Below are 17,843 nucleotides of genomic sequence, written 5' to 3'. Positions count from 1 at the left end.
ATGAATTGCTGCTAGGGATAAGACTTGATTCTTATTAGTGTTTTGGTATATGATAAGAGGAGAATGGGTGAATACCCTATACGTATAATTTGGCAAATAGGATGATAATTATGAGAAAGAATAATCGTATCCCCTTGAGCCCATGTTTGAAACGTTTTAAGTTCTTTTTTGATCTGCTGAAAAAGACAACTGAGGATTATCTGTTTTTCGCGGATTTACAGGAAAACATCGTAATGGTATCGCCAAATCTGGTGCAGGATTTTGAACTGCCCAGTGAGGTTATGGAAGACTTTGATGCCAATTGGGCACCGCTTATCCATCCGGAGGAGCGAGGCCCCTATTTAGCTTCGATGCGCAGTATTCAAACTTCGCAGAGTTTTTTTGAGCATGCGATGGAATACCGTGTTAAGAATCGGAAAGGCGAGTACACATGGCTTCGTTGCCGTGGCCGCGTTGGGACAGACCGGGACGGAAATCCGAGTATGTTTGTGGGCATGATGTCGAGGATGGCACAGCGCAATCAGGCTGACGAAGTTACAGGACTCTTAAATAAATATCAGTTTGAGCACGCGGTTAAGCGAGCCTTGGCAGAATATCGTGCAACAGGTGAAGGTGGCGCAATCCTGGTAGTTGGGTTGGATAATTTCAAGATCGTCAATGAAACCTACAATCGCTTGTTGGGGGACCAGGTATTAAAGCGCGTATCGCGTTTGATTGCCAACGTCCTTCCTCCGGCTTTGACGCTTTTTAAACTCGATGGCGATGAGTTCGGTATCATCTATCCGGGCGCTGGCGAAGAAGAGGTAAATGATATCTTTGCCAGTATGCAGAGTGCGCTTTCGCGGCCTCAGGATATTGATGGTCATCAGTATTTTTGTACGGCGTCCAGTGGTACGGTATTTTATCCGGCTGCTGGTAAGGATTATCTGGTCCTTCATAAACATGCAGAAGCAGCGATGGATATTGCGAAGCGAGAGGGAAAAAATCGCAATGTGATGTTCAGTAAAGAGGAATATAATCGTTGGGTCCGCTCAATCTCTATGCGCGATAGTCTTTGGGATAGTGTAGAGAATGGCTGTACGGGGTTTAGCCTGTTTTTCCAGCCACAGGTCAGCGCGGTGGAGCAAAAGCTTATCGGTGCCGAGGCACTGTTGCGTTGGAAAAATCCCAAGGGCCGTATGGTAGCACCGATGGAGTTTATTCCGATTTTGGAAGAGACGAAACTTATTATTCCGGTGGGCAAGTGGATTTTTGAAGAGGCGGTTAAGACTTGTAAGCGTTGGCGGCAGGTAGTCCCGAATTTCCGCGTCAGCATCAATATGAGCTATGAGCAGGTCAAAGACCTTTCATTCAAAGAGTTTGTAGCCGAATGCCTGCAGCGCTATGATATACCGCCAGAGGCGATTATCCTGGAGCTTACAGAAAGTAAGATCGTTGCGGACTGGAGCTTTGTCAACAAGCAATTTGACGAATTCCGTCAGCAGGGATTAGCGATTGCCATGGATGACTTTGGCACAGGCTACAGTTCGTTGGCGTCGCTCAAATATCTATCCTGCGATATCGTGAAGATTGATCGTGAGTTCGTAAAAAAGATACTTGAAAATGATTTTGATCGCCGCCTGGTCAAATATGTGGTAGCGCTTTGCCATAGCATTGGAATTAAATGCTGCATTGAGGGTGTTGAGGAAGACGCTGAGTACGAGCTTTTGACTAAGGAGTGTAAGGCGGATTCGATTCAGGGATATTTGTTTGGACACCCTGAAAGCGTTGAAAATTTCGAAGAAAAGTTTTTGCATATGGAGAAAAATTAATGTCACGCGATAAAGTTGCTGAAGAGATTACCCTTCTGGGAAAGAAGAAGGTAAACTATCATTATGATTACTGTCCGGAGATTTTGGAGACTTTCCAGAACAAACATCCAGAAAACGACTATTGGGTTAAATTCAATTGTCCGGAGTTTACGGCTCTTTGCCCCATCACGGGGCAACCGGATTATGCGACAATCTATATCAGCTATGTGCCGCAGGAAAAAATGGTTGAAAGTAAATCGCTGAAGTTATATTTGGTCAGTTTCCGCAATCATGGCGATTTTCATGAGGATGTAGTCAATGTCATCATGAAAGACTTGATTAAGCTTATGGATCCGAAATATATCGAGGTTTGGGGCAAGTTCCTGCCACGTGGCGGCATTTCCATTGACCCGTATGCAAACTATGGAAAACCTGGTACGAAGTACGAGGAGCTGGCTTGGCATCGTTTTGCTGAGCATGACATGGTAGCAATGGACAAAGTGGATAATCGTTGATTGATTTGTGAACAGGAAAGGGGTCAGTATGCCGTTGAAACATCAGAAGCGTATTGCATTGGTCAATGATATTACTGGGTTTGGCCGGTGTTCCGTGGCAGTTGAACTGCCATTGATATCTGCCATGAAGATACAGGCATGTCCGATGCCGACTGCAATTCTTTCCGTTCACACGGGATTTCCCGATCATTTTATTGATGACTATACAGACCGGATGCGGCCTTATATGGACAGCTGGGAAAAAAACCGGCTGTCCTTTGATGGTATATGCACTGGTTTTTTGGGGTCTGCGCATCAAATTGAGATTGTGGCAGATTTCATCCGCCGTTTTAAGCAGCAGGCGACCAGAGTGATGGTGGATCCTGTCATGGGGGACTATGGCAGGCTCTATAGTTCGTATACGCAGGAAATGTGCGATGAGATGCGAAAACTTTTGGTTTATGCCGATCTGGTTACTCCGAACCTCACAGAGGCTTGCCAGCTGCTGGGGATTCCTTATCCGGAAGATGGGCGGGTTTCCAATGAAGAGCTTGAATACATGGCTGGAGCATTGGCGGATCAAGGGCCGTCACAGGTCGTCATTACGGGGCTCAGTGAAGGAGAAACCATCCGAAACTTTATTTATGAGGCTGGACGTGGGACTGTTTTAGAATCAGAAAAAATTGGTGGTGACCGGTCTGGGTCTGGGGATGCCTTTGCGGCTATTGTAGCTGGGAGCTTGATTAATGGCGAGGGCTTGGAGCAGAGCGTCCGCAAGGCAGCGGATTTTATCAGTAAATGCCTGGCTTATGCGGTAAAACTGGATTTGCCTTGGAACTATGGTCTGCCATTTGAAGAATATCTTAGGGAGCTGAAATGATATGCTGGTTTATGCAACCCATGAAGGCGGCAGGTATCTGCCGTTGGAAGAGAGTTTGCGCATTCAGCCGGAGGGCAAGCGCAATCTCTATGTCAATGTGACGAATGAATGCAATTGTGCCTGTACCTTTTGTCTGCGAAACATGAAGAAAATGGCAGAAGAATCCTCGTTATGGCTGAAGGAGAAGCCGACAGTCGAAGCATTCAAAGAGGCATTGGATGAAGCTCCTTGGGAGTATATCAAGGAAGTTGTATTTTGCGGATTCGGGGAACCAACTATGCAGCTTGACACGTTGGTAGAGCTGCTGCACTATGTAAAGCAGAAGCATCCGGAGCTGCCAACTCGCCTTAACACCAATGGACTGGGAGAGCTGGAATATGGCCGGGAGATTTCCCAGGACTTTCAAGGCGTTCTGGATACGGTTTCCATTAGTCTCAATGCGTCCAATGCAGAGCGGTATTATGCCCTCACGCGGGCCAAATACGGTGTGAAGTCTTATCAGGCAATGCTGGATTTTGCGGAGCACAGCAAAAAATATATCCCACAGGTTGTTTTGACGATTGTGGACCAGGTTGAGGGTCCAGAAGAAATCGCTCGTTGCAAGGAAATTTGTAAGGAACGAGGGCTCATTTTACGGGTTCGCCCTTATGAGGACAGTTAAAAAACAGCATAAAAAAGCCGGTTCGCATCTTCTGTGAACCGGCTTTTATTCGTTGATAAGCATAGATATTAACTGTCCTTCATATTCATTTGTCTGCCTGATTCTCTCTCGAGTAAGAATCACGCGCACAGGTTACTACGTATGTAGACGTTCAGCTGAAACCTTGTGATTAATACATCACGTTGTGTACACCTTCTCGATTGTCATCTTGCCGTTATCGATAACGATAGGGTTCCTAAAGTTTCGATGGTTTTTAGATGATTCGTAAAGATTTACCCGGGATAGCTGCTACTTCCTTTGGACTTCTGACGTTGTGCTACAGACTTCCACTGGCTCAGAGTACGACTGGCGGCCACCTGACCATCATTACGTCTCGCTTCCGCCTGATGGATAATCTTTTTCTTCACCGATGCACTTGCTAGTCAGTACTAAAAGAAGCAGTGTAGCAAAGCGATATCTTCAATAAACAACCACATCCTTTCATAGCTCCAGATATGTTGTTTTTGAAGAGAGCCTGTTTCGGCTGATAAACACCTTGTACAATTTCGACCTCCAGGACTACTCGTGTACTGGTTTGATTATCAATCTCTTCTTTACGCTTTTATATTAGCACATTATTCAGACGATTGCAATACTTCTTGCGAATTTTTTATATGTTTTCGTAAAAGGATAAGGGGCATTTGGACTTTTGTCTGTCGACAAAATTTGAACAATAGCGTTATAATAAAAGGGATACATAGAAGATTGAAAGGGAGCAATGGTAATGAAACATCTCATAATCGTCCGAGGTGGCGGTGAGCTCGCCAGTGGCGTAATCCATGCGCTGTATCGGACGGGATTTCGTGTGCTGGTATTAGAGCAGGAAGAACCTACGGCAACACGTCGGCGCGTTGCCTTTTCGGAAGCCATCTATCGTGGGGAGGCAACTGTTGAGCGCATTACTTGCTATCGTGCGAAAAATGTGGAAGATGCGAAGAAGCGTTTGAAGGAGGGACAGCTGGTTATTTTGGTTGACCCAGAGGCAAAATGCGTTCGTGAGTTTAAACCGCAGGTACTGGTTGATGCAATTGTTTCCCATGAGAATAAAGGTACGAAGCGAGACATGGCTGAGCATACAATCGCATTGGGCCCAGGGTTCTGTGCTGGCCGTGATGTAGATGCTGTGGTAGAGACCGGTCGCGGTCATAACCTGGGGCGCTTGATTTATGAGGGATTTTCCTATAAGAATCCGGATATCAAGAATTCAACGGTTGGTGTAGAGCATAATCTGGAGCATTTGTTGTTTGCGCCGGAAAATGGCCGGCTCGAAATGCTTCGCAGCATTTCGTTGATGGTCAAGCGAGGAGAATCTGTCGCGCATTTGCATACCGATGAAGGTAAGACCGTTGAGTTGAAAGCCACAATCGATGGTGTTTTGCGGGGCGCTCTTCACACCGGTGTGATGGTTCGCAAAGGACAGAAGATTGGCGATATTCATCCGACCATGGGACAGGAAGAGTGCTTTACGATTTCCGATAAGGCTCGTTGTATTGCAGGATCTGTTCTAGAAGCGGTCATGGTTTGGGATAGCAAACGTCCGAAAAGGAGATTTTTCCATCGTGGGTAATTGGTTTGAGGCGTTGATGAATTTTATATATCCTCCGCATTGCCCTCTTTGCCATAAATATGTAGAAAATCGGGGAGACTGGTGTACAGTCTGCCTTTCTTTGGCCTGTCAGCCGCATCGGCTGCCTATTACAGCGCCCATGCAGTCAGTGATTGACAGTGCATGGGCGCTTAGTGTTTATCGGGGAGGAACGCGAGAGCTTATCCGTGGCTTGAAGTATCATGATCGGCGCAGCAATCTGCCGTATATCAAGCGGTTGTTGCAAGAGGCAGAGAAGTCGGCAGGGGTGAGAAAGCTGTTGGAAGAAAGCATCTGGGCGGTTCCCGTGCCTCTGCATGCGAAGCGTCAGCGGGAGCGTGGTTTTAATCAAGCCGAATTGATCTTTGCAGATTGGCTGCAGGATCATTCGATTCCCATGAAAAACATGCTCAGGCGCGTCCGACAGACACGTCCTTTGTATCAACTCACGGCTCGTGAACGAGCGGTAAGTTTAAGGGAGGCGTTTCAGTTGCAAACAGGGGGAAAGGTCAAAGGGAAAAGTGTTCTGTTGGTGGATGACATCATGACTACTGGGGCAACACTTTATGCTTGTGCGAATGTGTTGAAACAGGCAGGCGCAGGAAAAATACAGGCGTTGGTTTTGGCAAGCGATCAGGGATGATTCGTGTTTTCCTCTTGATTGTATTTTCGAGTTGTAAACATGTATACAAATAGTGTATAATATAACAATAGAATTTGGAATTGTGTAAAGATGGAGATAGACGAAGGAGGCTTTCGATTGTTGATGAATGGTGCTCAGGCTGTGCTGGAGAGCCTGAAAAAGGAAGGCGTTGACGTCGTATTTGGTTATCCTGGTGGCGCGGTATTGACGCTGTATGATGCGGTTTATAAAATGAAATTTCCCCATATTTTGACTCGCCATGAGCAGGGCGCTGTCCATGCAGCGGATGGCTATGCCAGAGCTACAGGCAAAGTTGGCGTGGTATTTGCTACGTCAGGACCGGGAGCTACCAATCTCATTACCGGTATTGCAACGGCATGCACAGATTCGGTACCACTGGTTTGCATCACGGGACAGGTCGCGAATCCATATATCGGCAAAGATTCCTTTCAGGAGGCGGATATCTTTGGGATTACGACGCCGATTACCAAGCATAATTATCTGGTCAAGGATGTAAACGATTTGCCGCGTGTGCTAAAGGAAGCGTTCTTCATCGCTAGGACGGGGCGTCCTGGTCCTGTCGTCATCGATGTCGCCAAGGATGTTTTTGATACGAAATTCGACTATCAGTATCCGGAGGCAGTCCAGCTCCGCGGGTATTCGGGGGAATATACAGGCTGTGAAGAAGAAATCGATGCGGTGGCAGCGGCTGTAGAAAAAGCTGAGCGCCCTTTGCTGTTCGTGGGTGGTGGTATCATAAGCTCTGGTACTGCCGCGCAGGTTCGTGAAATCGCAGCAATCCTGGGAGCGCCGGTTACGAGTACGCTGTTGGGACTCGGTGTCGTTCCGGCGGATGACAAAGGCTTTTTGGGCTTTGCTGGGATGCATGGTTCGTATGCTGCCAATATGTCCATTCAAGAGTGCGATTTGCTGCTTTGTATCGGCATGCGCTTCAGCGACCGTGTTACGGGCAAAGTAGCAGGTTTCGCTCCGAAGGCAAAGATTGTTCATTTCGAACTCGATGAGGCCGAGGTCAATAAGAATGTGAAAGCCGATTATCGTGTGTTAGGTGATTTGCGATGGTCGCTGCCACTGTTCTTGAAAAAATTAAAGGCTGCCGGAAAGGATTTTCAGGCTGCGCACAGCTCGTGGCTTCAGCATGTTATCGCCATGCGGGAGGAACATCCCTTCAGCTATCAAGAGGAAGGCGATTTAATCAAACCGGGAGCGCTGATAAGAAAAATTAGTTCGATCGTTGATGAAGACACGATTGCCGTTACGGATGTCGGTCAGCATCAGATGTGGGCGGCACAGTTTTTTGATGTGTACAAACCGCGGCATTTCTTGACCTCTGGGGGACAGGGCACAATGGGATATGGTTTGCCGGCTGCCATGGGAGCTAAGATCGGTCAACCGGATAGTTCGGTAATCCTGTTTACCGGTGATGGCAGTATCATGATGAACTGCCAGGAGTTTGCCACCATTGCGGATAATGATATTGATGTCAAGGTAGTCATTGTTCATAACTGTATTTTAGGTATGGTAGGACAATGGCAGCGGCTGTTCTACAATCACCATTATTCCCAGTCGGAACTCAAGGGTAAGACTGATTTTGTCAAATTAGCAGAAGCTATGGGAATCAAAGGCTATCGCTTAACCAAGAAGGAAGAGTTAGAGTCTGTGCTGCCCAAGATATTGGCGGAAAAGGGACCGGCACTTTTGGACGTATGGATTCCAGAGGAGGAAGATGTTCTGCCGATGGTTCCCGGCGGGAAGCGGCTCGACCAGATGGTATTGGGAGGTGGCAAAAAATGATGAAAAAATATCTGCTGGCTGTTCTGGTCGATAATAAACCAGGCGTTTTGACGCACGTTTCTGGGCTTATAAGCCGCCGCGCCTTTAATATCGAGAGCATTTCTGCCGGTTATACGGAAGAGCCGGAGGTTACCCGAATTAACATTGTGGTATCGGTGGAATCGGAAGATGAACTGGATCAGGTCGTTACGCAGCTTTCCAAGCTGATTGATGTCATAAAGATTGTCAACCTAAGTAAAGTGGAGTCCATTGAGCGGGAATTGGTCATGATAAAGGTAAAGGCCGGGCGAGAAAATCGTGCGGATATCATCAATATTGTGGAGATATTCCGCGCGAAGATTGTTGATGTGGGTCCTGAAGATGTGGTAGTGGAACTGACTGGTTCACAAAGTAAGATTGATGGTATTATCGAAGTGCTTTCCGAATACGAAATATTGGAGATTGCCCGTACTGGGGCTATCGCGTTGTCGCGAGGACCTGTACCGGTCAAACGCATGTAAAATAAGAAAAGGGGCTGTGAAATTACAGTTTATCGGTTCGTGGAACCTTATTCGAAGCAGCTCTTCGCCGCCGCTAGGGGCAGTGCCAACACTACGCGGGAGATGTTTTCCTAAACGAAATTTTTATCTTAAATTAAGCATCGAAAAAGTTGCAAAACGCGCTTCGCTTAAACGATAGCAATTTTTCGACGAACAGTGAGGATAAAAATTTCGTTCTTCACGGAAAACATCAAACGCTTCGTTTATGGCACTGCCCCTAGCGGCGGCTGAGTCTGTGGCAAGTTTCGCAGGGTTCTCCCCTCCGAGGGCGTAGCAATTCGTGCCGGCTCTAACCGAGGCGGCGGGGGCCCCAGTACCATAAGCGTAGCCTTGACGTTCCGCGTGAAGCAAGAAATTTTTGCCTGCGTTCTCGTTGGAAAAGCAGTTTCGTCCAAGCGAAGCGCGTTTAACTGTTTTCCAACTCTTAATTAAAAGGCAAAAATTTCTTGTAGCGGGTTGTCACCGGTGGAGCGTTGGTACTGGGGCCCCCGCCGCCGGCGATTTACCTCGAACACGAACTGGGGACTACTCCCCTGCAAACTGTAATTTGTAAAAAGTGCGTGGATAAATTTATAAAAACCTCCATAAGTTAGATTAATCAACCTAACTTATGGAGGCTTTTATTTTTTATGTCAATATGAAAGGGGGGGCACAGTCCCTTTAATTCTATTATTTTTTGATGATCAAAGCCATAAAGACGAGGTCTTCGGTTTTGGAAGCGTTGGCAATGCCGTGCTTCTCACCGTCCGGACAGAAGGTGGTAGTACCTGCGCCTAAGGTGACTTCCGTGCCATTGTCATTGTAGAGAGCCGTGCCCTGAAGAATGTGGTAGGTCTCGGTGTTGCCATGGTGCTCATGAACTCCGATAGAGCAAAGCGGTGGAATGATAACTTTTGCGTACATGTCACATTTGCCGTCAAGTTCTGTCGGGGTCAGCAGCTTTACGATGGTGATGGTTCCCTTGCCGTCAGCTTTGTTGGTTGCCTGGATTGGATTCGGTTCGATAAAGGCCATAATAAAGACTCTCCTTCTTTTCTTTTTGAAGTTTATTTGCTACAATGATATTATACAACTAATTCGGTTAGAAATAAATGCGGGGATTCCGCCCAGTGGCAGGAATTTGCGCTTTTTATTTTGTCCAAGTCAGAGGTGATTGTATGGTATATTTGTTGAAGTTTGGAGCAAGCTGGATACTGCCACCTGGAATTTTTATCCTGGCGTGCTTTGGCTTGGCCGTTTATATCTGGCGTCGGCATCGTGACCATCGGGCGGCGAAAATTCTGGCAGGAATAACTTTCGTTTTTTATTTACTTTGTACGGGATTGGTAGCTGACCACCTGATGGGGGCATTGGAATCTGCCTATGAGCCGCCAGCACATCCGCAGGGGGATGTGATTGTTCTCTTGGGCGGTGGTGCGTTTAAGGATGTACCGGACGTAGATGGTATGGGGACGCTTTGCTCGTATCCGGCGAACCGTATGTTGACTGCGGTGAGACTTCAGCGGCAGTTAGGCGTGCCAATCCTGCTATCGGGGGGAGAGGTTTATCGTGATACTGGCAACGAGGCGGAGATTTCCCGACGGATTTTGCTTTCCCTAGGTGTGCCGGAGGATAAGATTTTGGTGGAAAACAAGAGCATCAATACGACACAGAATGCGCAGTTTTCGACGCGAATCATGAAGGAGCAGGGCCTTTCGGAACCGATCTTGGTGACGTCGGCTTTTCATATGAAACGCTCGGTGATTGATTTTGAGAAACAGGGAATGGCGGTAACTGCCTATCCAGCTGATTATCAAGTCGCTCGCAATCCGGTTTTTCATTATAATAAATTGTGTCCCCAGACTGGCGCACTGCAGAACAATGTGCTAGTCCTGCGGGAAATTTTGCGGACTTTTGTATCGAGGTATTTGGAATGACAAAGAATTTGACGGTGGGAGAACCGGCGAAGCTTATCCTGTTTTTTACCCTGCCGCTTATTGCCGGCAATATATTTCAGCAGTTGTATGCGTTTGTCGATACGCTGTTGGTCGGCCGCTTCTTAGGTGTTGAGGCACTGGCTGCTGTGGGGTGTACAGGCAGTCTGATGTTTCTGATGCTGGGCTTTGTCATCGGATTTTCTACGGGGATTACCATCTATACCGGACAACGTTATGGGGCAAAAGATGAAAAAGGGGTGCGTCAAAGTGCCGCAGCCTGCACAATCTTGTCGTTGGTTGCCTCGTTCTTTTTAACTGTAGTAGGTGTGGCTTTGTGCCCGTTGTTTTTGGTATGGATGCAGACGCCACCGGAAATCATGGACGGAGCCGTGTCGTTTATCAGCATTGTTTATGGTGGTATCGTCATGTTTGTGTTCCTGCAGATGCAGACCAATATTCTGCGGGCATTAGGCGATAGTAAGATGCCGACGGTTATTTTGGCGTTGACGCTCATTTTGAATATTATTTTGGAGCCGGTAGCACTTCTCGTATTGAAGTGGGGAATTCCAGGGGCGGCAATTGCTACGGTAGTGGCACAGTTTATCGGAAATATAGGGTGTTATATTTACATCCGTCGCCGGGTGCCAGCTCTGCATACCAAGCGTGAGGATTGGCATGTGTCTCGCGAGGTTTTGCTGGAACATCTGAAGATTGGACTTCCTATGGGATTCCAGTCGTCCATTATCGCCATTGGAGCGATTATCCTGCAGGTGGCACTCAACAATTTAGGACCGACGGCGGTGGCAGCTTATGCCGCTTCCCAGAAAGTCGACTCGGTGGCTATGATGCCAATGATGTCCTTTGGCTTGGCCATGGCAGCTTATACGGCTCAGAATTATGGCGCGCAGCAATACGCGCGCATTGCCGAGGGCGTGCGGAAGTGCTGTTACATGTCGGTGGCATTCAGCATTGCCGCAGGAATTCTGCTGATAATCTTCGGTGCAGATATCATGTATCTTTTTGTGGGCGAAGGACAGCAGCAGGTTATTGAATATGGGCAGCAGTATTTGCTGGTGAATGGTTCCTGCTATTGGATTTTGGCGCTGCTCTTTATTTTTCGCTATACCCTGCAGGGATTGGGACAGAGCGTTGTGCCGACTATTGCTGGTATCATGGAGCTTATCATGCGCACAGCGGCGGCAATTTTCTTATGTGCTTCTCTGGGATATCTGGGCGCGTGTTTGGCGAATCCCATGGCGTGGATTGGTTCCTGCGTTCCGCTGGCTATTGCCTTCTTTTGGACCGTGCGGAGCTTTAAGCGCAAATATAATCTGATGGATTAAAATGGTGGGAAGGATTTCAAGGACAATTGTCGAAGTTATCTAAGGGAAATGTATTCATAGTGGGTAATGATGATGACTCAACAAGTCAATGAACTACTGATTCATGAAAGGGATGGATTATCTATGTATCAAGATGAGTACAAACGTTGGGCTGCTGCCGATCTTTTAGATTTCGACCTCAATAAAGAGTTAAACGATATCAAAGATGACGAGGAAGCCATCAAAGATCGCTTTGCAGTTGCTCTGGAATTTGGTACGGCTGGTTTGCGCGGCGTATTGGGCGCGGGCACGAACCGTATGAATATTTGGGTCGTTCGTCAGGCTACCCAGGGTGTGGCTGACTGGGTCAAGACTCAGGCAGGCACGCAGACGGTTGCCATCAGTTATGACAGCCGTTTGAAGGGGTGGAATTTTGCCCGGGAGGCTGCTGGGGTTCTGGCAGCGAATGGCATAAATGTCCGCATTTATGATGAACTTATGCCAGTCCCGGCACTTAGTTTTGCCACCCGTTATTATAAGTGCAATGCGGGAATCATGGTTACGGCATCGCACAATCCGGCTAAGTATAATGGCTATAAGGCCTACGGCCCGGATGGCTGCCAGATGACGGATGATGCGGCAGCAGTGGTTTATGAGTCCATTCAGAAAACGGATGTGCTCACGGGCGCAAAATACATCAGTTTTGCCGAGGGCGTTGCGAAAGGTTTGATTCAGTTCGTCGATGACGCTTGCAAAAAAGCTTTTTATGAGGCCATCGAGGGCTGTCAGGTTCGCCCGGGACTGGCAAAAACTGCCGGGCTTAAACTGGTTTATTCCCCGCTTAATGGTACGGGGCTGGTGCCGGTAACCCGTGTGCTCAAAGATATCGGTATTACCGATATTACGATTGTTCCTGAGCAGGAGTATCCTAATGGTTATTTTACGACCTGCAGTTATCCCAATCCGGAAATCTTTGAGGCACTGGAAAAGGGGCTGACGCTGGCAAAAGAAGAGCAGGCAGATTTGATGCTGGCTACCGATCCGGATGCAGACCGCGTGGGCATTGCCATGAAGTGCGCTGATGGTTCCTACGAATTAGTTTCAGGCAACGAAATGGGTGTCCTGCTTTTGGACTATATCTGCCAGGGGCGCATCGAAAAGGGGACCATGCCGAAAGATCCGGTAGCGGTTATGTCGATTGTATCGACGCCACTGGCGGATAAAGTAGCCGAACACTATGGTGTTGATCTGCGGCATGTTCTTACGGGCTTTAAGTGGATTGGCGATCAGATTGCCGGTCTTGAAGCCAAGGGGGAGACGGAGCGCTTCATCTTTGGTTTCGAGGAAAGCTATGGATATCTTGCTGGTCCGTATGTTCGCGATAAGGATGCTGTGGTTTCCTCGATGCTTATCTGTGAGATGGCTGCATATTATCGTTCCATCGGTTCTTCTATTAAACAGCGTCTGGAAGAAATCTATCAGCAGTATGGCCGCTATTACAATGCGGTGGATGCCTTCTCCTTCCCAGGACTTTCTGGCATGGACAAGATGAAGGGAATCATGGCTGAGCTTCGCAAGAATCCGCCGAAGTCCTTCGGCAATCGCAAGGTAACCGCGTGCATTGATTACAGTGAGCCGGAAAAGACCGGGCTTCCTAAGGCGAATGTCTTGACGTACCAATTGGACGACGGTTCGACGGTAGTGGTTCGTCCGTCTGGTACGGAACCGAAAATCAAGACCTATTTCACAACGCTGGGCAAGGACCTGGAAGAAGCAAAATCAGTAAAAGACGAATTGGCAGAGGCTGTAAAGCCGTTATTGGCATAAAATATTATCAGAGGTGTATTGGATGAATATAATGGACAACAATCTGCGGGAAGTTGAGCAGTTAATCATGGAAAGTGACTTTGACCCGGCTGGAGGTAATCCGGAGAAGTCGTTGAAGGCCGATGTTATGGAAAATTATGTGGAACAGCTTCTTTCGGTTATCGACCTTCGTCAGCTCAAACCTTATAAGGTGGTTGCCAATACGGTTAATGCAACAGCAGGGCCGGTCATCAATGCACTGGAGAAAAAACTTCCCTTTGATGTGGTGAAGGTTCACAATGTTTTTGACCGCAGTTTCCCCAATGGTGTCCCCGATTCGACGAATCCAGCTATGCGTGAGTATACGGCAGCTGCTGTTCGCGCGCAGGAGGCCGATATGGGAGTGCTGTGGGATTTAGATTTTGGCCGTTGTTGTCTCTTTGATGAAACGGGAGCAGTGATTGAAGGCGAGTGTAGAACCCGCGGGATGTTGGTTTGGATTCTGGTACTAGCTTTGCTCGCAAAATCCGAGTGCCGGACGGTATCGGAACTATTGCCCGATCATTCCTTCTGTTTCGAAGAACTAGTGGAAAGGTTGAAACAACTTTCCAAATAACGATGAAACGCTAAAAATTCCTTCACAGTAAAAAGGATGCATGCTATAATAATCACGTATTATACGATATGTGGTTTTTTATGGTAGCATCCTTTTTTTATTGCGATGGCACGCAGCGAGGATGTGGAGTTACAGAGGAGTGTTGACGAGAATGAGTTTGAAACTGAAATCAGGTTTTACGTTTGATTATGACAACCTGTATGGTGAAGGCAAAGTTACGGATGCAGATCTGAAATGTTACGAGGAAGATCTGAAAAAAGCACATGAAGCGATGAAGGTAATGCGCGAGAAAGGCTTTATCCGTGCACATCTTTCCAAAGATGGCGAGCCGGAGAAGGTTCTTTTCAGCCAGTTGCCGTATGTTGAAGAAGGACATCTGAACAGCCCGAGCTCCATGAAACACTTGCAGGAACTGACGGATCATGTAAAAGACAACGTGGACGTTGTAGTTTCTCTTGGTATCGGTGGTTCTTATCTCGGTGACAAAGTCCTCTTTGATGTTCATTGTGGCGAGTTCTGGAATGCTTTGTCGAAAGAAGAGCGCAATGGTTTCCCGAAAGTCGTATTCAGCGGACAGAATATCGATCCGCGCCGTACGGGAGATATCATCCATTATTTGAAGAACTCGGCAGCAATCACCAAGAGTCATGAAAAACGCAATCTGAAAGTCCTGCTGCTCGTCATCTCCAAATCTGGTGGTACGCTGGATACTATGTCCAATTTCATGGTAATCTATGATGCGCTGCAGAAATTTGAGAACGTCGATGTTGAGGTCGTAGCGGTAACGGACCCGAACATGGAAAAACAGACGCTTTTGAAGAAGCTGGCAATCGAAAAGGGCTGGCCGCAGTATGCTGTACCGGACGGTGTTGGCGGACGCTTCTCGATTTTCTGCGAAGTCGGTCTGACGCTGGCTGCTTGTATTGGTTTCGACATCCAGGCATTCCTCGATGGCGCTAAAGACATGGATAAGGCTTGCCAGAATGACGATATGTGGCAGAACCCGGCGATGCTCAATGCTGCCCTGAAGTTTGCTGCTTCGGAGAAACATGGCCGTGATATCGAAGTCATGATGCCGTATGGCGATTACCTCAAATCGGTTTCGGAGTGGTACATTCAGCTGTTGGCTGAGTCGCTTGGCAAACAGTACAACAAAGAGGGCAAAGAAGTCTGCTATGGCCGCACGCCGCTCGTTGCTGTCGGCACGACGGACATGCATTCCCAGACGCAGCAGCATCAGGAAGGCAAGCTGGATAAAATCGTTCAGTTCATCCGTCTGGAAAACTGGGAAAATGACTTGGAAATTCCGAACGTATTCCCTGAGGCTCAGAAGCTGGCCGATATCTCTGGCGTGACCATGGGTCAGGCTCTTGAGGTTGCTCGCCAGTCGAATGCGGATGCTCTGGCTTCCAACAAGCGCTACAATGCTTGCTTCACGCTGCCGAAGCTCGATGCTTATCATCTCGGTGAGCTGCTGTACATGCTGGCTATGTCGGTTGCGTATGAAGGTGAGTTGGCTGATGTTGATGCCTTCGACCAGCCGGGTGTTGAGTCCTATAAGCGTATCATGGGACCGAAACTGGCTGAGCGCAAAGCTATGAATCAGAAATAATTTCTATTAGGATAGGAAGAACTTTCTCAGAAGAGAAAGTTCTTCTTTTTTATTGTTTGCTTAGAAAATTTTAATAAATACTATACAAACACGAATAACACGAATATAATGGTATCGAAAAAAGCTTTTTAGCATGGACAAACAGGAGGAGAGTTGTTTATGGATGGACAATATGACAGAAAGAAATTGGCAGCTCTGTTTGTTACGCTATTGCTGTGCGGCGTGAGTGTATTGTATGCCGACAGAGATGGGGAACGTGTTGCTACCGAGTCGCCAGAGCAGAATGAACCGCCGGCAGTGTTGGGGCGGCGGGGAATACGCGGGGCAGATATTTTGGTGGCAGAGGAGGACATACGCAATCCCTTTACGCCACTTCACGAAACGGCAGCCGAAGACAGCCAGGCAGGAGCAGTCGCAAAAGATAAGAAGCTTCCGACAGGAACGGCTCAGGTAGAAACGACAACATCAATGGCAGCGCGTCCCGAACGGCCAAAGCTTCAGGATTTGACAAGAGAACCGGTGCGGCCTGTAGAACCGGAGCTTTGTGGGATTATGCAGGGAAGCGACGGGAAGATGGCGCTGCTGCGTTTTGATGGGCAGACGGCCGTCTTGTCTGTAGGGGAAACCTTTCGGGATTGGCAGCTCGTCCATATTGGTGATGGCGTTGTTATGTTGCGCAAAGATTGGCAGGATAAATGTTTATATCTCCGGTCATATTGATCCTTGGGAAATGAGGAATAGCGATGAAAAAATGGCAGAATGGGAAAGCTCTAGTTACTGGTGTTGTTGTGTTTTTGGCTTTGTTTCCGATGGGGCGGATGGCAGCTTCGCCCATGCGGGTACAGGTGGTCAATGGTGATGTGCGGTCGGTGCTCTTATCGGCGGCGAAAATGGGACATTTCAATTTGGTATTGGATGATGAAGTCAAAGGGACGGTGACGCTGGATATGACCGAGGAACCAGATCGGGTGATGCATTTGGTAGCTTCGGCTAAGGGGTTGATACTGTTCCAGGATGGCGAAGATTATATTGTGACAGTCGGCAGCAGAACGGGGCGTTTATCGCATGTTCATTCGTATAAAGTGAGATACGCCAACCCCCATGACTTGGCGCAGGCGGTAAATTTATCGCTGTTAAATGAAGGAAAATTTGATTCTGTGTTGAATAAGAATTATAATGATACGAAGAATAAGGCAAATGCCAATAAGACTGCTGGGCGGACTGCAAACAGGGCTCTCGTGGATGAGACATCCGGCTCGGTTATTTTTTATGGAACCGTTTGGGAAGCACAGGAAGTGGAAGCTGTTTTGCGCAAATTGGATGTACCGGCAGAACAGGTATCATTAGAAGCAAAAGTAATTGCACTTTCGCGCAGTGCATCAAAGGATTTGGGTGTGGAGTGGCAATGGTCAACACTGCCGCAGTATCCGGAATACCACAAGACGCGATACAAGGATAGACAGAGCGGGGATTATACCGAGACGGAGATCCGCCGCCGGTTCAATGGCAGTGAACAGATTCCGGGGATAATTCGCTTCGGGCATGGGCCCGAGGGGAGACCCTATGAATTTTATTTTAGTGCAAAGCTCAATGCTATGATTGCGGATGGCAAGGCCAAAATGCTGGCAAGGCCGAATATTACGACGTTACAGGGGCACGAAGCTGTAATTAATATCGGTGGAGAGGTTCCAGTACCGACACAGTCTGTCACGGAATCATCGACGACAACTACGATGACGTATCGGCAGACTGGTATTATTTTGCGGTGTATTCCGCGGGTTAATACGGGAGGAATGATAACGGCAGAGGTTCATACAGAGGTTAGTTCACCGCTGTATGTCAATGATATCAAGGCGTATCGCTTTCAGAAACGAAGCGCAGATACCACGGTTCGCCTTAGGGATGGAGAGACTATGGTGATCGGTGGATTGATCGGCAGCGATGAATCTCGATCGATGAGCAAAGTGCCGTTTATTGGGGATGTTCCTATTTTGGGAAGCTTTTTTCGCAATTACAAACGGAATCATACGGAGTCAGAAATCATGATTTTTTTGACTGCGCACATACTAAAGGATTCCGGCAGTACGAAAGATACAGGCCAATGCAACTAGAAAAGGAGAACAGA

The 17,843-nt window shown here is 47.7% G+C and carries 16 protein-coding genes; 15 read left to right on the top strand and 1 reads right to left on the bottom strand.

The window, feature by feature from the left end; translation table 11 throughout:
* Window positions 1–110: 110 nt before the first annotated feature.
* The 8 genes from T504_RS0105155 to ilvN all read left to right on the top strand — a co-directional run bounded on the left by T504_RS0105155 (window position 111) and on the right by ilvN (window position 8,407).
* A complete protein-coding gene (locus T504_RS0105155) occupies window positions 111–1,811 on the top strand; it encodes a bifunctional diguanylate cyclase/phosphodiesterase (RefSeq protein ID WP_033169997.1) in 1,701 nt (566 codons plus the stop codon).
* Window positions 1,811–2,305, top strand: coding sequence for a preQ(1) synthase (gene queF, locus T504_RS0105150; RefSeq protein WP_033169996.1), 495 nt, complete (start codon window positions 1,811–1,813; stop codon window positions 2,303–2,305). Before T504_RS0105155 ends, queF begins: the two co-directional genes overlap by 1 nt.
* Window positions 2,306–2,339: 34 nt before the next feature.
* Window positions 2,340–3,164 (top strand): pyridoxamine kinase, encoded by an 825-nt coding sequence (locus T504_RS0105145; protein ID WP_156033475.1) that lies wholly within the window; start codon window positions 2,340–2,342, stop codon window positions 3,162–3,164.
* Between the two features lies 1 nt (window position 3,165).
* Entirely contained in the window at window positions 3,166–3,825 is a 660-nt protein-coding gene (locus T504_RS0105140) for a TatD family nuclease-associated radical SAM protein (protein WP_033169994.1), read from the top strand.
* A 763-nt stretch (window positions 3,826–4,588) separates the two neighbouring features.
* Entirely contained in the window at window positions 4,589–5,431 is an 843-nt protein-coding gene (yqeB, locus tag T504_RS0105135; RefSeq protein WP_033169993.1) for a selenium-dependent molybdenum cofactor biosynthesis protein YqeB, read from the top strand.
* A complete protein-coding gene (locus T504_RS0105130) occupies window positions 5,424–6,092 on the top strand; it encodes a ComF family protein (RefSeq protein WP_231473860.1) in 669 nt (222 codons plus the stop codon). The genes yqeB and T504_RS0105130 overlap by 8 nt, the downstream gene beginning before the upstream one ends.
* A 123-nt stretch (window positions 6,093–6,215) precedes the next feature.
* A complete protein-coding gene (ilvB, locus tag T504_RS0105125) occupies window positions 6,216–7,907 on the top strand; it encodes a biosynthetic-type acetolactate synthase large subunit (RefSeq protein ID WP_081823379.1) in 1,692 nt (563 codons plus the stop codon).
* Window positions 7,907–8,407 (top strand): acetolactate synthase small subunit, encoded by a 501-nt coding sequence (gene ilvN, locus T504_RS0105120; RefSeq protein WP_033170019.1) that lies wholly within the window; start codon window positions 7,907–7,909, stop codon window positions 8,405–8,407. Before ilvB ends, ilvN begins: the two co-directional genes overlap by 1 nt.
* A gap of 708 nt (window positions 8,408–9,115) precedes the next feature.
* Here ilvN and T504_RS0105115 read toward each other — a convergent pair.
* Complete coding sequence (locus tag T504_RS0105115) at window positions 9,116–9,460, bottom strand: cupin domain-containing protein (protein WP_033169990.1); 345 nt, start codon at window positions 9,458–9,460, stop codon at window positions 9,116–9,118.
* Between the two features lie 143 nt (window positions 9,461–9,603).
* Here T504_RS0105115 and T504_RS0105110 point away from each other — a divergent pair, with 143 nt between their 5' ends.
* The 7 genes from T504_RS0105110 (at window position 9,604) to T504_RS0105080 (ending at window position 17,829) form a co-directional block, all read left to right on the top strand.
* Entirely contained in the window at window positions 9,604–10,362 is a 759-nt protein-coding gene (locus T504_RS0105110) for a YdcF family protein (RefSeq protein ID WP_033169989.1), read from the top strand.
* On the top strand, window positions 10,359–11,705 hold the full coding sequence (locus T504_RS0105105; RefSeq protein WP_033169988.1) for an MATE family efflux transporter: 1,347 nt from the start codon (window positions 10,359–10,361) through the stop codon (window positions 11,703–11,705). The genes T504_RS0105110 and T504_RS0105105 overlap by 4 nt, the downstream gene beginning before the upstream one ends.
* 123 nt (window positions 11,706–11,828) lie before the next feature.
* On the top strand, window positions 11,829–13,511 hold the full coding sequence (locus T504_RS0105100; protein WP_033169987.1) for a phospho-sugar mutase: 1,683 nt from the start codon (window positions 11,829–11,831) through the stop codon (window positions 13,509–13,511).
* A 22-nt stretch (window positions 13,512–13,533) separates the two neighbouring features.
* Window positions 13,534–14,106, top strand: coding sequence for a phosphohexomutase domain-containing protein (locus T504_RS0105095; protein WP_033169986.1), 573 nt, complete (start codon window positions 13,534–13,536; stop codon window positions 14,104–14,106).
* 151 nt (window positions 14,107–14,257) lie between these two features.
* Window positions 14,258–15,718 (top strand): glucose-6-phosphate isomerase, encoded by a 1,461-nt coding sequence (locus T504_RS0105090; protein ID WP_033169985.1) that lies wholly within the window; start codon window positions 14,258–14,260, stop codon window positions 15,716–15,718.
* A 159-nt stretch (window positions 15,719–15,877) separates the two neighbouring features.
* Window positions 15,878–16,438, top strand: a complete 561-nt coding sequence (locus T504_RS0105085) for a hypothetical protein (RefSeq protein ID WP_033169984.1) — start codon at window positions 15,878–15,880, stop codon at window positions 16,436–16,438.
* A gap of 23 nt (window positions 16,439–16,461) precedes the next feature.
* Entirely contained in the window at window positions 16,462–17,829 is a 1,368-nt protein-coding gene (locus T504_RS0105080; protein ID WP_033169983.1) for a type II secretion system protein GspD, read from the top strand.
* The last annotated feature ends 14 nt before the right edge of the window (window positions 17,830–17,843 follow it).

This window comes from Selenomonas sp. ND2010 (assembly GCF_000702005.1).
Taxonomy (GTDB): Bacteria; Bacillota; Negativicutes; order Selenomonadales; family Selenomonadaceae; genus Selenomonas_A.
This window is presented reverse-complemented; position numbering and strand designations above follow the sequence as displayed.

Excerpts from the sequence above, each read along its gene's own strand:
- T504_RS0105155 (WP_033169997.1), top strand. The coding sequence starts at position 111 with ATGAGAAAGAATAATCGTATCCCCTTGAGCCCATGTTTGAAACGTTTT.
- queF (WP_033169996.1), top strand. The coding sequence starts at position 1,811 with ATGTCACGCGATAAAGTTGCTGAAGAGATTACCCTTCTGGGAAAGAAG.
- T504_RS0105140 (WP_033169994.1), top strand. The coding sequence starts at position 3,166 with ATGCTGGTTTATGCAACCCATGAAGGCGGCAGGTATCTGCCGTTGGAA.
- yqeB (WP_033169993.1), top strand. The coding sequence starts at position 4,589 with ATGAAACATCTCATAATCGTCCGAGGTGGCGGTGAGCTCGCCAGTGGC.
- ilvB (WP_081823379.1), top strand. The coding sequence starts at position 6,216 with ATGAATGGTGCTCAGGCTGTGCTGGAGAGCCTGAAAAAGGAAGGCGTT.
- ilvN (WP_033170019.1), top strand. The coding sequence starts at position 7,907 with ATGAAAAAATATCTGCTGGCTGTTCTGGTCGATAATAAACCAGGCGTT.
- T504_RS0105115 (WP_033169990.1), bottom strand. The coding sequence starts at position 9,460 with ATGGCCTTTATCGAACCGAATCCAATCCAGGCAACCAACAAAGCTGAC.
- T504_RS0105110 (WP_033169989.1), top strand. The coding sequence starts at position 9,604 with ATGGTATATTTGTTGAAGTTTGGAGCAAGCTGGATACTGCCACCTGGA.
- T504_RS0105105 (WP_033169988.1), top strand. The coding sequence starts at position 10,359 with ATGACAAAGAATTTGACGGTGGGAGAACCGGCGAAGCTTATCCTGTTT.
- T504_RS0105100 (WP_033169987.1), top strand. The coding sequence starts at position 11,829 with ATGTATCAAGATGAGTACAAACGTTGGGCTGCTGCCGATCTTTTAGAT.
- T504_RS0105095 (WP_033169986.1), top strand. The coding sequence starts at position 13,534 with ATGAATATAATGGACAACAATCTGCGGGAAGTTGAGCAGTTAATCATG.
- T504_RS0105090 (WP_033169985.1), top strand. The coding sequence starts at position 14,258 with ATGAGTTTGAAACTGAAATCAGGTTTTACGTTTGATTATGACAACCTG.
- T504_RS0105085 (WP_033169984.1), top strand. The coding sequence starts at position 15,878 with ATGGATGGACAATATGACAGAAAGAAATTGGCAGCTCTGTTTGTTACG.
- T504_RS0105080 (WP_033169983.1), top strand. The coding sequence starts at position 16,462 with ATGAAAAAATGGCAGAATGGGAAAGCTCTAGTTACTGGTGTTGTTGTG.